Origin of the sequence: Novosphingobium sp. SG919, from assembly GCF_012932495.1 — a bacterium.
Taxonomy (GTDB): Bacteria; Pseudomonadota; Alphaproteobacteria; order Sphingomonadales; family Sphingomonadaceae; genus Novosphingobium; species Novosphingobium rhizosphaerae.
Map to the genome: position 1 here is coordinate 153,506 of NZ_JABCNG010000005.1, position 15,069 is coordinate 168,574.

The following is a 15,069-nucleotide window of genomic DNA, read 5'->3' on the forward strand; positions in this document are numbered from 1 at the left end:
GGCACAAAACATCAACGCGCAGATGGTGGTCGCACCCGCCCCGGTGCAACCAGGGTTAGCGACACGAGGCGAAACCCCGTCATGCCAGGCGGAGCGGCCCGTGCGGCTCCAGATAAGCAGGATCGAACAGCGTGCGCTGCGCCAGCGCGGAAAACTGCAGGATGCGCAGGGCACGGTGTTCTAGGTCGATCAGCCCCTGCAGGCGCATGTCGCGCAGCACGCGGTTGACGTGCACCGGGGTCAGGCCCGTTGCCTCGGCCAGTTCCACTTGCGTGACGGGAAAGGCAAAGCTGTTCTCGTGCGCCAGCCCGATGGCATCGAGGCGATGGTGCAATTCGCAAAACAGGTGGCCGATCCGCTCGAATGCGGTGCGCTGGCCCAAGTTGACCAGCCAGCGCCGCTGAACCGCTTCGGCCACCCGATCCTGCGTGGCCAGGGCCATGGCGATGCCCGGATGCGCGGTGACAAAGGGTTCGAACGCCCCCGATGCAATCGGCACGACCATGGCCGGCGTCAGCGCCAGGATCGAGAAGTCCATGCGCACGTCGCCCATCGGCCGCCAAAGGATGTCGCCGGGCAAGTGAAACGCGGTGATCTGGCGGCGGCCATCGGGCAGCATCACCAGGCGGCTGGCCCACCCTTCCAGCAGGATGTGCACTTGCCCGGGGCGATCGCCCTCGCGCAGGAATTCCCGCCGCGCGGCGACGCGTCGGCGCGGCACGGCGCAAAGCCGGTCGATCGCGCGCAGGTCGTCCTCGTCAAGCGGGAAGCAGCAGGCCAGGCGCCGGGCCAGGGCGTTGTACGGCATCGCAGGCAGGCTCAAGGCAGGTCGATGATCGGGGCAACGACGCAAACGGGAATCGTGGCGGCGATCATGGCGGCGGCGCGGACAAGCGCCCCGAAACGAGCATCGAAGTGGCGCGGCAACATCGCATCCTCAAACCATGAGCGCGCCCCCGCGCCGTCGGCGGCCTTATGAAATGACTGTCACACAGCCTTCTTCACATATGTAAAGCCTTGCCACCTTTTCTTGTTTTGGGGGTTTTCAAAAGCATCCCCGATGCGCGGCGCGTGCCGCCTGCCCCTGCAAGGACCGTTTTCATGACCGATTCACAAGCCGCCAGCCTGGGCAAAGTGGGCGAGACCCAGCACGAGCAAGCCGGCAAGGCCGCCGATGCCGAGGCCGGCACCGCCGCCGCACCCGATCGGCAGGGCCAGGAACAATCGCTCGCCCGCGATCCCAAGTGGCAACCGATCTATCCCGGTTCCGGCCGCCTCGCCGGCAAGGTGGCGATCGTGACCGGGGGTGACAGCGGCATCGGTCGTGCCGTGGCGGCGCTCTATGCCCGCGAAGGTGCCAATGTTGCCATCGTCTATCGCCACGATGAGCAGGATGCCGAGAACACCGCCGCGATCGTGGGCCAGGAAGGGGCTGACGCCCTCACCCTGCAGGGTGACGTGGGCGATCCGGCCTTCTGCCAGGACACCGTCAACCGGGTGATCGATCGCTTTGGCCGGATCGACATCGTGGTCAACAACGCGGGAGAACAGCACCCCGCCAAGGACATCCGCGATATCAGCAAGGAGCAGTTGGAGCGCACGTTTCGCACCAATATCTTCGGCATGTTCCACATGGTCCAGGCTGCGGTCGGTCACCTGGGCGCAGGCAGTGCGATCATCAACTGCACCAGCGTGACGATGTACAAGGGTGCGCCGCAACTGTTGGACTATAGCGCCACCAAGGGCGCAATCACCGCCTTCACCCGCTCGCTCAGCGAAAACCTCGTGGGAAAGGGCATCCGCGTCAATGCGGTGGCGCCCGGCCCGATCTGGACCCCGCTCAACCCCCAAGGCGGCGCCGATCCAGAAAAGGTGCGCAGTTTCGGCGAAGACACGCCGATGGGCCGCCCGGGCGAACCGAACGAAGTGGCGCCGGCCTTCCTGTTCCTGGCCTGCGCCGACAGCAGCTACATGAGCGGGCAGGTGCTGCACCCCAACGGCGGCACCGTGGTCAACGGATGATCCGCGCGGCCCCGCCCGGTCGGTCAGGCCGCGCGGGGCATGCCGGGGCCGGGCTCTGTGGCAACATCGCCCAGTCGTTGCAGCGCCGCAAGGTCGCGCACCTGCATCCACCGGCCCTTGAGATCGAGCAACCCATCGCCGCGAAGAGTTTGCAACACGCGGTTCACGTGAACGGGTGAAATGCCGACGATATCGGCCAGGTCATATTGCGTCAGCGGCATGGCGCAGCGGTCTTGCACAACCCGGTTGCGTGCCTGGAGCCGCGCATACAATTCGCACAAGAGGTTGCACAACCGTTCGGTTGCGGTCATCCGGCCCAGGTTGAAAATCCATTTCTCGCGGTTGCGCAGCAGCACCAGCATGGCATCGAGCACGCGCGTCATGCTGTCTTCTTCATGCGGCGCGCGCGCCTGGATGCGGGCATGGGGCAGCGCACGGGCACGCACCCGCGTCAAGGCCACGATCGGCAACGTCGCCCGCCCCTGCAACAGCCATTGCGGCTCGCAATAGTCGCCCGGCAGGAACAGGGTGATGATCTGGCGCCGGCCATCGGGCACCAGGCGATATTGCGCCGCCCAGCCTTCCTCGATCCGCAGCACGCAGTTCTGGCGTTCGTCGGCGCGCGCCAGAAATTCGTGGCGACGGAACGTGCGCACGTGGCTGGTCGCTTGCTGCATTTCCTGCGTCATGTCCTTTCCCCTGGTTTCTGGCGCGATGCCTTTGTCGAATCAGGAGAAAACGTAGGCGCGAAGCATTCGGCACAATTCACATAAGTTTGCTTTACCAAGGTGGGGCGACCAACCGTGGCGTGTCAGAGACAGGGCGCATCTGGCGCCGCGACCGGGCTGGCCTGGCGCGCGACCACGCGCGCCCCACCGTTCATTCCCATCGCGATGCCGCGTTCTCGTCCACCTCGGCTTCGCCATCCTCTGCGTCGGCATCCGTAGGGGGCTTGGGCAGCCTGTCGCCGTCAAGACGTTCGGAACCGTCCTTGGCATGGCTGCCGGGGGGCAGTGCAACAGGGTCGGGCACGGGTTCGTCGATCGGCTGTTCCCTGGGCGGTGGCGCCCCCATGCCGCCGGTGCCGCCGGTCATCTGGCCGGGATTATCGCGTTCTTCGTCATGGGTCGATTGCTGGCCCACGGGTGCGCCGCGCACCTGGCGCGGGGCAATGGCGGGTTGGGCTGGAGAACGATCTGTCATGTTCAGGCATCCTTTGGTGACAATGATTTCCCGCAACATGCTTCAATCCCTGCGCCTGCCCATCGGCCCCGAAAACCAATCTGCGAGAGCAAGGGGAACAAGCACCGACATCGGGTGTTGCGTTTGACATGCCGGCGCGTCGCGCCGGACACTCGCCCCCACCACGGAACCGCATGAATCCCCTCCAGGCCAAATTTGCCCGCTATGTCGAACTGGATTTCCAGGACCAGGTGACGCTTGACGCGCTGCTGCGAACCGAAGCGCGCCTGGTTCCCGCCGGCACCGATCTTATCCGCGAGGGCGAACCGATCCATTTCGTGAAGCTGGTGACCGAGGGTTGGGGGTGCCGTTACAAGCTGCTGGAAGACGGGCGGCGCCAGATCGTGGCGTTCCTGCTGCCGGGAGACTTGTGCAATCCCGATGCCCTGGCGGCCGAGCAGATGGATCACTCGATCGGCGCCGTGGGCGAGATGCATTGCGCGTTGATTGCGCCCGACGTGTTCGATCGCGCCTGCCTGCGCTCGCGAAAGCTGCGCCAGGCCCTGGCGTTCGATGCCTGCGCCATGCTGGGCACGCAGCGGGAATGGACGCTCAACCTGGCGGCACGGCCGGCGCTGGCCCGGATCGGTGCGCTGTTGTGCGAATTGCACTATCGCCTGGCCGCCTTGGGCCTGGCCGAAGGCGGGCGGTTTGTCGCGCCGGTGACCCAGATCACCCTGGCCGAAGCCACCGGCCTCACTTCGGTTCACGTCAACCGCGTGGTGCAGGACTTGCGCGGGCGGGGCCTGCTGCACTGGCAAGGGCGCAGCATCACCCTGCCCGATCCTGACCACCTGGCCCAGCTTTCCGGCTTTACCCCCCGCTATCTGCACATGCCCCGCTTCACGCCGGGAACCTTTGCACCCGATCGGCAATTGCATGCCGGAACGCCCACGCCGCCGCCCGGCAACGCCGGAAAATCGACCGGGGCATTCTGATACAACTTGAGAGACAAGACGGCTTGCACCGCGCCGGACCATCGCCGAAAACGCGGGTGCTCGATCCGGGACCGTCGAGTCGCAGGTGTTGCAAGGGTTTGCTAAATGAGCGCTGCCGACGCGAGTACCCCCGTTTCCCCGGATCAAGAACCGCCCGTTCATCGCTCTGCCAACCGCAAACGCACGGTCCTGATCGCACTGGTGATTGTCGCCGTGTTCCTGGGCCTGGCCCTGGGCGCGCGCTGGCTGGCCAAGGGCGGCGGTGACAAGCGCGGTGGCCGTCCGCCGGCCGCCGTCAATATCGCGCCCGCCACCAAGGCCGATGTGCCGGTGACCGTGGCCGCGCTCGGCACGGTGCAGCCCATCGTCACGGCGACCGTGCGAACCCAGCTTTCGGGCGTGCTGTTCAAGATCATGTTCCAGGAAGGGCAGATGGTCCGCCAGGGGCAGGTCCTGGCGCAGATCGATCCCCGGCCCTATCGCCTGGCGCTCGACCAGGCGCGCGCCAACCTCGCGCGCGACGAGGCACAGCTGGTTTCGGCCCGCCTCGATCTCAACCGTTACCAGACGCTGCTCAAGCAGGATTCGATCGCCAGCCAGCAGGTCGATACCCAGCGCGCCACGGTGGGCCAGCTGGTCGGCACCGTGGCGGCCGATCGCGCCGCCATCGGCACGGCCGCGCTCAACCTGGACTACACCGCGATCAAGGCGCCGATTTCCGGCCGCGTGGGCATTCGCCAGGTGGATATCGGCAATTACCTGACCCCGTCCGATACCAACGGCGTGGTGGTGATCACCCAGGTCGATCCCATCGACATCAGCTTTGCCCTGCCCCAGGCGCAGCTTTCCGCCATCGGCCAGGGCGCTGGCGCCGGCAGCGGCTTTCCGGTGGAAGCGCGCGACCAGAACAGCGCCACCCGCCTTGCCACAGGCCGCTTCCTCACGTTCGACAACCAGGTGGATGCCACGACCGGCACGGTCAAGGCCAAGGCGCGCTTTGCCAATGCCGGCAACGTGTTGTTCCCCGGCGCTTTCGTGAATGTCTCCATGCTGGTGCAGACGCTGCATGACGTGGTCACCGTGCCGGTCAGCGCAGTGCGCCACGGCAGCCAGGGCGATTTTGTCTTCGTGGTAAAGCCTGACAACACGGTGAAGCTCACCGTCGTGAAAGTCGGGCCCACGGCGGGTGATCGCCTTGCCATCCTGTCGGGCCTTAATGCCGGCACGCCGGTGGTGATCGAAGGCGCCGATGGCCTGGAAGACGGCGCCAGCATCAACAAGAGCGGCAAGCGCGGCAGAGCGGGCGGTAACGGCGGCAATCGCGGCGGCGGCAACGGCCAGCATCATCGCCGCGCCAATTCCGGCGCCAATTCCGGCAACGCGGGATGAACACGCCCGCGCCTGACGCGCCCGCCCCTGCCCAGCCCGGCGGGCCATCCCGCCTGTTCATCCTGCGCCCGGTGGCAACCACCCTGCTGATGGTGGCGATCCTGCTGGCAGGCCTGGTGGCCTATCGCATGCTGCCGCTCTCGGCCCTGCCGGAAGTGGATTATCCCACGATCCAGGTGACCACGCTCTACCCCGGCGCCAGCCCCGATGTGATGGCGCTGACCGTTACTTCCCCGCTTGAGCGGCAGTTCGGCCAGATGCCGGGTTTGACGCGCATGACCTCGGCCTCCTCGGCCGGGGCATCGGTGATCACCATGCAGTTCCGGCTCGACCTCTCGCTCGACATTGCCGAGCAGGAAGTCCAGGCGGCGATCAATGCGGCCAATACCCTGCTGCCCACCGACCTGCCGGCCCCGCCGATCTATGCCAAGGTCAACCCGGCCGACGCCCCGATCCTGAGCCTTGGCATTACTTCGAAAAGCCGGCCGCTGGGCGAAGTGCAAGGCATTGTCGAACGCCAGTTCAGCAACAAGATTTCCCAGGTTTCGGGCGTCGGCCTCGTCTCCATGTCGGGCGGGCAGCGCCCGGCCGTGCGCATCCAGGCCAATGTGCCGGCGCTCGCCGCGCGCGGCCTGTCGCTGGAATCGATCCGCAGCGCGATTGCCAATGCCAATGCCAATGCGGCCAAGGGCAGTTTCGACGGGCCGACCAAAAGCTGGACGATCGATGCCAACGACCAGCTATCCGACGTGGCCAGCTATCGCAGCCTGGTGGTGGCCTTCGCCAATGGTGCGCCGGTGCGGCTTTCCGACGTGGCCAACGTGGTCCAGGCTACCGAGAATACGCGTCTTGCTTCGTGGATGAATGGGCAGCCGGCCGTGGTGCTCGACGTGCAGCGCCAGCCCGGCGCCAACGTGATCGGCACGGTCGATGCGATCAAGGCCTCGCTGCCCGAACTGGAAGCGCAACTGCCGGCCGACGTGCACGTCACGCTGCTGACCGATCGCACCGCCGGCATTCGCTCGTCCGTGGCTGATGTGCGGATGGAACTGGTTCTGGCGGTGGTGCTCGTCACACTGGTGATCTTCCTGTTCCTGGGTTCGCTGCGCGCCACGGTGGTGGCGTCAATCGCCGTGCCGCTCTCGCTCGTGGGCGCCTTTGCGGCGATGTATTTCCTGAATTTCTCGATCAACAATCTCACGCTGATGGCACTGACCATCGCGTCGGGCTTCGTGGTCGATGATGCCATCGTCGTCCTGGAAAACATCGCCCGCCATATCGAGCTGGGCATGAAGCCGTTCGAGGCCGCGCTGAAAGGCGCCAGCGAGATCGGCTTTACCATCATCTCGCTCACCGTTTCGCTGATCGCGGTGCTGATCCCGCTGTTGTTCATGGGCGACGTGGTCGGCCGCCTGTTTCGCGAATTTGCCGTGACGCTGGCCGTCACCATCCTGATTTCCGCGCTGGTCGCGCTCACGCTGGTGCCGATGCTCTCGGCCCGCTGGCTCAAGCCCGAACATGAAGAACGCCAGTATCGCATCACCCGCGCCACCCGCGGCTGGTTCGATAACCTTGCCACCCGCTACGTGTCGGCGCTCGATTGGGTCATGGCGCGCAGCGGGCTGACCATGGCGGTGTTCGCCGCCACCCTGGTCATCACCGGGGTGCTGTTCTGGGTGATCCCCAAGGATCTGTTTCCCGAGCAGGATACCGGGCAGATCGCGGTCACGACCGTTGCCGGCCAGGACATCGGCTATACCCGGATGAGCGCGCTGCAACAGCAGGTGGCGCAGGCGCTGCTGGCCGATCCGGCCGTGGACAGCCTGAGTTCCTCGGTGGGGGTGGACGGGCAGAACCCCACGCTCTCGCAAGGGCGCATGGTGGTGAACCTGAAAAGCGAAAGCGACCGGGGCAACCTTTCCAGCGTGATCGACAGCCTCACCCAGGCGACCAGCGGCATCGTGGGGGTGAAAACCTATTTCCGCCCGGTGCAGGACCTGACGATCGACACGTCAACCGGGGTCAACGCCTATCGCTTTTCGCTGCAAGGCGCAGACGAGGACCTGGTCAACCAGTGGGGCGAGAAGCTCGCCGGGGCGCTCAAGAACGATGCCCATCTGCAAAACGTCACGTCCAACGTGATGGGCGGCGGCCAGGCGGTGACGGTGGACATCAACCGCGACATCGCCGGGCGGCTCGGGCTGTCGGTGCTGACGATCGACAATGCGCTGTATGACGCCTTCGGCCAGCGCATCGTGTCCACGATCTATACCCAGTCCAGCCAGAACCGCGTGATCCTCGAAGCCCAGCCCGGCTCGGTCACCAGCCCGCAGGCGCTGGGCGAATTGCGCATTCCGCTAAGCAACGGCACCACAGTGCCGCTGTCCACCGTCGCTGCGATCCACACCGGCCCAACTGCCCTTGTCGTCAGCCGCGAGGCACAGTTCCCCGCCGCCACGATCGGCTTCGACCTGGCACCGGGCGTCTCGCTGGGCAAGGCGGTTTCCGTGATCGAACGGGCCGAGCAGACCATCGGCATGCCGGCCGCCATCACCACCAATTTCTCGGGCGCGGCGTCGGCGTTCAAGTCCTCGCTCTCGAACGAATTGTGGCTGATCCTCGCCGCGATCGTCGTGGTCTATATCGTGCTGGGCGTGCTCTATGAAAGCTTCGTCCATCCCATCACGATCCTGTCCACCCTGCCCTCGGCCGGCATCGGCGCGCTGCTCGGCTTGTGGCTCACCGGATCGGGCCTTGGGGTGATCGGCATCATCGGCATCGTGCTGCTGATCGGCATCGTCAAGAAGAACGCGATCATGATGATCGACTTCGCGCTCGAAGCCATGCGCGAGGAAGGCGCCGATCCGGACCATGCCATCCGCCAGGCTGCGCACTTGCGCTTCCGCCCGATCATGATGACCACCTTTGCCGCGCTGTTTGCCGCGCTGCCGCTGATCTTTGGCGGGGGCATGGGCCATGAACTGCGCCAGCCGCTGGGCATCGCCATTGCCGGCGGCCTGATCTTCAGCCAGGTGCTCACCCTGTTCACCACGCCGGTGATCTTCCTGGGCCTCGAACGCTGGCGCGAGCGGCGCGAGAAGCACCGCGCCAACCCTGCGCCGCGCCCGGCATGACCATTTCCGCGCCTTTTATCCGGCGCCCGGTCGGCACGCTGCTCCTCACCATCGGCTTGATGCTGGCGGGCGTGGCGGCCTTCTTCAACCTGCCTGTAGCGCCGCTGCCGGCGGTGGATTTCCCCACGATCATGGTTCAGGCCAACCTGCCTGGCGCCAGCCCCGAAACCATGGCGTCGACCGTAGCGGCGCCGCTGGAACGGCATCTGGGCACGATTGCCGGGGTAACGGAAATGACCTCCCGCTCGGGCGTCGGGTCAAGCCAGATCACGCTGCAGTTCGATCTGTCGCGCAACATCGATGGCGCCGCGCGCGATGTGCAGGCCGCGATCAACGCCGCACGCGCCGATCTGCCCGCCACGCTAAAAAGCAATCCCAGCTATCGCAAGGCCAACCCTGCCGAAGCGCCGGTGCTGATCCTGGCGCTCACCTCGGACACGCGCAGCCCTTCGGAAATCTATGATGCCGTGTCCAATGTGGTGCAGCAGAAACTGCTCCAGGTGCAGGGCGTGGGCAATGTGGAACTGGGCGGCGCGGCGCTGCCGTCGGTGCGGATCGAGGTCAATCCGCTGGCCCTTTCGCGCGCCGGCATTGCATTGGAAGACGTGCGCACCGCACTGCAATCGGAAAGCGCCAATCGCCCGCGGGGCATACTCGATACCGGCAATGGCAGTTTCCAGGTCTATTCCAACCAGGCCGGGCGCCATGCGGCCGATTATCGCGATACGGTCATCGCCTGGCGCAATGGCGCGGCGGTCCGCCTGTCCGACATTGCCAACGTCACCGATGGCCCCGAAGATGTGCGCACCATGGGGCTGTTCAACGGCAAGCGCGCGGTGCCCATCCTGATCAGCCGCCAGCCCGGCGCCAATATCGTGGAAACGGTGGATGCGCTCAAGGCGCAGTTGCCCGCGCTCAGGGCGGCGCTGCCGCCCGACATTCATCTGTCGATCGGCTCCGATCGCACCGCCACGATCCGCGCCTCGCTGCACGAAGTGGAAGTGACGCTGCTGATCGCCACGCTGCTGGTCGTGCTGGTGGTGGGACTGTTCCTGCAATCCTGGCGCGCCACGCTGATCCCGGCGGCCGCCGTGGTCGCCTCGCTGCTCGGCACGCTGGGGGTGATGTACCTGGCGGGCTTCTCGCTCGACAATCTCTCGCTCATGGCGCTCACCGTCGCCACCGGGTTCGTGGTGGATGATGCCATCGTCGTGGTCGAAAACATCAGCCGCCATGTGGAAGAAGGCATGGCACCCATCCCCGCCGCGCTGCGCGGCGCGCGCGAGGTGGGCTTTACCGTCATGTCCATCTCGGTCAGCCTGGTGGCGGTGTTCGTGCCGCTGATCTTCATGGGCGGCCTCGTCGGGCGGCTGTTCCGCGAATTTGCCCTGACCATGTCGGTCGCCGTGGCGATCAGTCTGGTCGTTTCGCTTACCACCACGCCGATGCTCGCCGCGCGCCTGCTCGATGGCCAGGAAAGCAAGAGCTGGGTGATGCGCAAGGCGCGCGCCTGGGTCGAATGGTCCGAAGCGCGCTATGCCCGCAATCTCGATTGGGCGCTGGCCCATCGCGGCCTGGTCATGCTGGTGCTGGTGCTGACCGTGGCGCTCAATGTCTGGCTCATCGCCATCGCGCCCAAGGGCTTTTTCCCGCAGCAGGATACCGGCGGCCTGATGGGCGGCGTGCGCGCCGACCAGTCGATTTCCTTTGCCGATCTCCAGGACAAGCTCACCCGCATCACCCGCATCGTCAAATCCGATCCGGCGGTCGATACCGTGGTCTCGTTCGCCGGCGGATCGCGCGCAGGCGGCGGGTTCCTGTTCGCCACGCTCAAGGATCGTTCGCAGCGTCCGCCCGCCACCGAAGTGATCGCCCGGCTGCGGCCCAAGCTCGCGCGGGTGCGCGGGGTCAGCCTGTTCCTCAATCCGGTCCAGGATCTCCAGGCCGGCGGGCGGCAGACCAACAGCTCCTATCAATACGTGCTCAAGGCCGATCACGCCGATGTGCTCCAGGCCGCCGGGCAAAAGCTGGTCGACGCGCTCAAGACCCATGGGGACCTGATCACCGACGTCGATATCGACCAGCAGGATGCCGGTGCCGACGCCTTTGTCGAGGTGGACCGTGATGCCGCCGCGCGGCTGGGCATCCCGATGCAGACGGTGGACGCCACGCTTTATGACGCGTTCGGCCAGCGGCAGGTGGCCAATATCTATTCCGGCCTCAACCAGTATCACGTGGTGATGGAGGCCGATCGCCAGTTCAATGGTTCGCCTGAGGCGTTGAACAACATCTACCTGCCCGTGGGCAATGCGATCAGTTCGGCCAGCTCGGCCGCCAATCTCACCGGCTCGGGCGGTGCAGCGGCCGGCGGCGCCCTGGTCGCGAGCGGCAGCGCCGTCAGCACCAGCGCCCGCACGATGACGCCGCTTTCAGCCATCGCGCGCTGGAACACCGGCTCCACCGATGCCTCGGTCAGCCATTCCGATGGCGAACCTTCGGCCACGATCTCGTTCAACCTGCCGCCGGGCGTTTCGCTGGGCCAGGCCTCGCAACTTATCGCACAAGTGCAGGCAAGCCTTGCCCTGCCCGCCACCGTGCACGGCGAATTCGGCGGCACGGCCAAAGTCTTTGCCCAGTCCACTGCCAGCATGCCGCTGTTGATCGTGGCCGCGCTGGTGGCGATCTACATCGTGCTGGGCATGCTCTATGAAAGCGCGATCCACCCGCTCACCGCGCTTTCCACGATCCCCTCGGCCGGGGTGGGGGCGATGATCGCGCTGATCGCCAGCGGCGGGCAGTTCGACATCATCGCCCTGATCGGGATCATCCTGCTGATCGGCATCGTGAAGAAGAACGCGATCATGATCATCGATTTCGCGCTGGAGGCCGAGCGCAACGAGGGCCTTGCCCCGGTGGACGCCGTGCGCGAGGCCTGCCTCAAGCGCTTCCGCCCGATCCTGATGACCACGCTGGCTGCCGCGCTCGGCGCCTTGCCGCTCGCCATCGGCTTTGGCGACGGGGCCGAACTGCGCCGACCGCTGGGCATCGCCATCTTTGGCGGTCTTGTCGCCAGCCAGGTGCTGACCCTGATGACCACCCCGGTGGTCTATCTCGCCCTCGACCGCTTCCGCCGCCGCCCCCGCCGTGCGGCGCCGCCGGCCCCCATCCAAGGAGTACCCGCCTGATGCGCGCGCCTTCTTCCCGCCTTTCCGCGCTCGTCATTCCCGGCCTGCTGCTTACCGGCTGCTCGATGGCGCCCGCCTATCGCGTGCCCACCAGCGTGGCGATCCCTGCGCAGTTCAAGGAAGAGCCAGGCTGGGCCGTGGCCACGCCATCGGATGCGGTGGCCCGCGGCGCCTGGTGGGACTTGTTCCGCGATCCCGTGCTCGATGATCTGGAGCGGCGCGTTGCGGTCACCAACCAGAACGTGGCGAGCTATCGCGCCGCGTACCAGGCCGCGCGCGGCCTCGTCCAGGTGCAGCGCTCCGCCCTGTTTCCCTCGCTCACCGGTTCGGTCAGCGGCACCCGCTCGCAAACCTTCGAGGGTGAAACCGTGACCGGCGGCACCGGCGCGACCACCACCAACACCGGCGCTGCGGTTTCGCGCTATTCGCTGTCCATCGGCGCCAGTTGGGAGCCCGACCTGTGGGGGCGCCTCGGCAACACGCTGAGCCAGGCCAAAGCCAGTGCCCAGGCCAGCGAGGGCGACCTCGCCAACGCCACGCTTTCCGCCCAAGGCGAACTCGCCACGAACTATGTGCAGCTTCGCGGCATCGATGCACAGCGGGTGCTGCTCGATCGCACCGTGGCCGATTATACCCGTGCGCTGACCATCGCCACCAACAAGTACAATGCGGGCACCGTTGCGCATTCCGACGTGTTCGAGGCGCAGACCACGCTGAGCAATGCCCAGGCCACGCGCGCCGATCTCGATCGCCAGCGCGCCGTGCTGGAACACGCCATTGCCGTGCTGGTGGGGGAAAATCCCTCCACGTTCGCGCTGGCGCCGGTCGAATGGCAGCCGGTCGTGCCCGAAATCCCGGCGCAAGTGCCCGCCGCCCTGCTGCAACGCCGGCCCGATATCGCCGCGGCCGAACGCCGCGTCGCTGCCGCCAATGCCAATGTCGGCATCCAGAAGGCCGCCTATTTCCCCCAGGTCACGCTGTCGGGCAGCGTGGGCACCAACAGCAGCGTGATCGACCAGCTGTTTCGCGCGGCCACCAGCCTATGGTCGCTGGGCGTGAGCGGCGCGATGACCCTGCTCGATTTCGGCGCCCGCCACGGCGCGGTGGTGCAGGCGCGCGCGCAGTATGACCAGACCGTGGCCACCTATCGCCAGACCGTGCTCACCGCGTTCCAGCAGGTGGAAGACAATCTGGCCGGCACGCGCGTGCTGGCCGAGGTGGCGCAGCGCCGGACGGAAGCGACCGCTTCGGCAAGCAAGGCCGAAACCATCGCCAACAACCAGTACCGCAATGGCCTGGTCGATTATGCCTCGGTCATCACCGCGCAGACCGCGGCGCTTTCGGCCCGGCAGACGGAAATCCAGGCGGTGATCGATCGCCAGACCGCCGCCATTTCCCTGGCCCAGGCCGTGGGCGGCCGGTGGACCGATCAGCCGCCCGCCTCAGTGCCCCCCGCGCCCGCGTCAGCGCAAGAATAGCTTTCCGCCAGCGCCGGATCACCCCCGCGATACCGGGCGTAAGACGGCCAGGGGCAGAGCGGCCGCGCCGCCGTGCCCGCGCTGCGCGTGGCGACCACGCCAGCGGGCGCCTTGCCCTGTTCCACCCAATCGACCACGGCGCCCAGCAGATCGAACCGGTCGAACGCATCGCCGCCGCGGCAATGGGCCATGCCCGGCACCATGTAGAACCGGCTGCCCTGCGCCCAGGCCGCGCCATTGCTCTTCCCCGCCCGCTGCCAGTAATCGAGCGTGTCGAGCGCGGAGAACCACGGGTCGCTGACACCATGGTAAAACAGCACCTTGCCCTGATGGCCCAGGAACGTGCCAAGGTCGGTCCAGCCATCGGTATCGGTCAGCGCCTGCATCCAATCGGCCCGGATCACGGCAGCGCGGGCATCGAGATCGATCGCCAGGTCACGATTGGGTGGCCCCAGGATATCGCTCCGCCCGTCGGCGATATAACCGGAAATCGGCCCGGCCGTATCGACCACGCCGGTATCGAACGGCACCGGGGCATAGAGCGGATGGCCGGCCGCGTCGCGTGGCCCGGCAAAGGCGCGGGTGAGCGCATTCACCTGGCCCGCGCTCAGGCATCCGCTCTGCTGGCCTTCCCGGCATTGCAGCGCGGCCGGGCGAAAGTGACACTGCGCCACGGCCATGATCATGCCATCGGCCCGCCCGTCCAGCGCATCGCATTGCGCCAGCAAGCCGTCACGGATCGTCTTGCGATCGGCCGGGGAAAAGGCCTTGTCGGGCATGGGCAGCCCCTGCGGATCGCGCGGCGCGGCCTGGTTGAACATGACCTTGGCATAAGACGTGCCCAGGTTGGAAAAGCCGGTGCGCATGGCCGGCGCACCAATCACCAGGCCATCGAACAGCGTGGGATAGCGTTCCATGGCCAGCATCGTCTCACGCCCGCCGGTGGAGCAGCCCGCCATATAGCTGCGTGAGGGCGCCCGCCCATAGAACCGCGCGGCAATCGCCTTGCCCAGTTGCGCCACGGCCGGTACGGCGGCTTGCGCGAAATCGAGCGTGGCGCGCTGGTCAGCACGGAATGCGGCATCGAACACGGCGCCCTGGTGCCCGCTGTCATGGCTGGCCACGGCAAAGCCACGCGCCAGTGCCGGCACCGTGCCGGCCGCGTCGCTGCCCACTGCCGGCCGCACCGTGCCGTTGAGCCCGCCCCCACCCTGCAACAGAAAGCGGCCGTTCCAGGCAAGCGGCAGGTTGACTTCGAAACGGATGCCATAGGGCTTCCCATGGGCGCCCGTGCGCGGATCGATCACGCCGGTCACCTGGCAATGGGCGGGCAATGCGGGCATCGTCTCGCCTTGCGCCGCGGGCGCTGCGGCACTGGCCGGCACCAATCGCGCCGCCAGGATCTGCACGGGGCGGCCGCCGTCGGCTGGCGCAAACCGTGCGCCGGCCAGCGCGGGGCAGCGATTGGCCAGGGCTGTCGTTGGCGCGCCATGGGCCAAAGCCACGCCTGGCACCGCCAGCATGGCCATCAGTATGGCAGGCCGTGCGGCCATCAGGCCCATTCGCTTGGCCATTCCCTATCTCCCGGTCATCCCAACCTTCACGTTTGTTAGGATTTCCCTGGCTTCATTTCATAAAAGGCCGTGGCCTTCAATCCCTTCGCCACTTTGCACCCGGCATG

General features: G+C 66.6%; 10 protein-coding genes. 6 read left to right on the forward strand and 4 right to left on the reverse strand.

Annotation, left to right across the window (positions count from 1 at the left end):
* Window positions 1-79: 79 nt before the first annotated feature.
* The gene (locus FHT19_RS18655; protein ID WP_169476305.1) at window positions 80-808 is read right to left on the reverse strand and encodes a Crp/Fnr family transcriptional regulator; all 729 of its coding nucleotides are present in this window, start codon (window positions 806-808) and stop codon (window positions 80-82) included.
* Between the two features lie 293 nt (window positions 809-1,101).
* Between FHT19_RS18655 and FHT19_RS18660 the strand changes: the two genes are divergently transcribed.
* On the forward strand, window positions 1,102-2,022 hold the full coding sequence (locus FHT19_RS18660; RefSeq protein WP_169476306.1) for an SDR family oxidoreductase: 921 nt from the start codon (window positions 1,102-1,104) through the stop codon (window positions 2,020-2,022).
* A 23-nt stretch (window positions 2,023-2,045) separates the two neighbouring features.
* Here FHT19_RS18660 and FHT19_RS18665 read toward each other — a convergent pair whose 3' ends face one another.
* Together FHT19_RS18665 and FHT19_RS18670 are read right to left on the reverse strand one after the other, a co-directional pair.
* Window positions 2,046-2,711 carry a Crp/Fnr family transcriptional regulator gene (locus tag FHT19_RS18665; RefSeq protein ID WP_168557715.1) on the reverse strand — a complete coding sequence of 222 codons (666 nt, stop codon included), beginning with the start codon at window positions 2,709-2,711 and terminating at the stop codon, window positions 2,046-2,048.
* 190 nt (window positions 2,712-2,901) lie between these two features.
* The gene (locus FHT19_RS18670; protein ID WP_169476307.1) at window positions 2,902-3,225 is read right to left on the reverse strand and encodes a hypothetical protein; all 324 of its coding nucleotides are present in this window, start codon (window positions 3,223-3,225) and stop codon (window positions 2,902-2,904) included.
* A 173-nt stretch (window positions 3,226-3,398) separates the two neighbouring features.
* On the opposite strand from FHT19_RS18670, the gene FHT19_RS18675 reads away from it, so the two are divergent.
* The 5 genes from FHT19_RS18675 to FHT19_RS18695 all read left to right on the forward strand — a co-directional run bounded on the left by FHT19_RS18675 (window position 3,399) and on the right by FHT19_RS18695 (window position 13,388).
* Entirely contained in the window at window positions 3,399-4,202 is an 804-nt protein-coding gene (locus tag FHT19_RS18675; protein WP_169476308.1) for a Crp/Fnr family transcriptional regulator, read from the forward strand.
* Window positions 4,203-4,307: 105 nt separating this feature from the next.
* On the forward strand, window positions 4,308-5,591 hold the full coding sequence (locus FHT19_RS18680) for an efflux RND transporter periplasmic adaptor subunit (protein ID WP_169476309.1): 1,284 nt from the start codon (window positions 4,308-4,310) through the stop codon (window positions 5,589-5,591).
* Window positions 5,588-8,725: an efflux RND transporter permease subunit gene (locus tag FHT19_RS18685; protein ID WP_168557711.1), complete on the forward strand. Its 3,138-nt coding sequence runs from the start codon at window positions 5,588-5,590 to the stop codon at window positions 8,723-8,725. Before FHT19_RS18680 ends, FHT19_RS18685 begins: the two co-directional genes overlap by 4 nt.
* Window positions 8,722-11,910, forward strand: a complete 3,189-nt coding sequence (locus FHT19_RS18690; protein WP_169476310.1) for an efflux RND transporter permease subunit — start codon at window positions 8,722-8,724, stop codon at window positions 11,908-11,910. Before FHT19_RS18685 ends, FHT19_RS18690 begins: the two co-directional genes overlap by 4 nt.
* Window positions 11,910-13,388 (forward strand): efflux transporter outer membrane subunit, encoded by a 1,479-nt coding sequence (locus FHT19_RS18695; RefSeq protein WP_169476311.1) that lies wholly within the window; start codon window positions 11,910-11,912, stop codon window positions 13,386-13,388. Before FHT19_RS18690 ends, FHT19_RS18695 begins: the two co-directional genes overlap by 1 nt.
* Here FHT19_RS18695 and FHT19_RS18700 read toward each other — a convergent pair.
* Entirely contained in the window at window positions 13,340-14,962 is a 1,623-nt protein-coding gene (locus tag FHT19_RS18700; protein WP_169476312.1) for a tannase/feruloyl esterase family alpha/beta hydrolase, read from the reverse strand. The genes FHT19_RS18695 and FHT19_RS18700 overlap by 49 nt on opposite strands.
* Window positions 14,963-15,069 lie beyond the last annotated feature (107 nt).

Coding starts and splice junctions, on each gene's coding strand:
- FHT19_RS18655 (WP_169476305.1), bottom strand. CDS start 808: ATGCCGTACAACGCCCTGGCCCGGCGCCTGGCCTGCTGCTTCCCGCTT.
- FHT19_RS18660 (WP_169476306.1), top strand. CDS start 1,102: ATGACCGATTCACAAGCCGCCAGCCTGGGCAAAGTGGGCGAGACCCAG.
- FHT19_RS18665 (WP_168557715.1), bottom strand. CDS start 2,711: ATGACGCAGGAAATGCAGCAAGCGACCAGCCACGTGCGCACGTTCCGT.
- FHT19_RS18670 (WP_169476307.1), bottom strand. CDS start 3,225: ATGACAGATCGTTCTCCAGCCCAACCCGCCATTGCCCCGCGCCAGGTG.
- FHT19_RS18675 (WP_169476308.1), top strand. CDS start 3,399: ATGAATCCCCTCCAGGCCAAATTTGCCCGCTATGTCGAACTGGATTTC.
- FHT19_RS18680 (WP_169476309.1), top strand. CDS start 4,308: ATGAGCGCTGCCGACGCGAGTACCCCCGTTTCCCCGGATCAAGAACCG.
- FHT19_RS18685 (WP_168557711.1), top strand. CDS start 5,588: ATGAACACGCCCGCGCCTGACGCGCCCGCCCCTGCCCAGCCCGGCGGG.
- FHT19_RS18690 (WP_169476310.1), top strand. CDS start 8,722: ATGACCATTTCCGCGCCTTTTATCCGGCGCCCGGTCGGCACGCTGCTC.
- FHT19_RS18695 (WP_169476311.1), top strand. CDS start 11,910: ATGCGCGCGCCTTCTTCCCGCCTTTCCGCGCTCGTCATTCCCGGCCTG.
- FHT19_RS18700 (WP_169476312.1), bottom strand. CDS start 14,962: ATGGCCAAGCGAATGGGCCTGATGGCCGCACGGCCTGCCATACTGATG.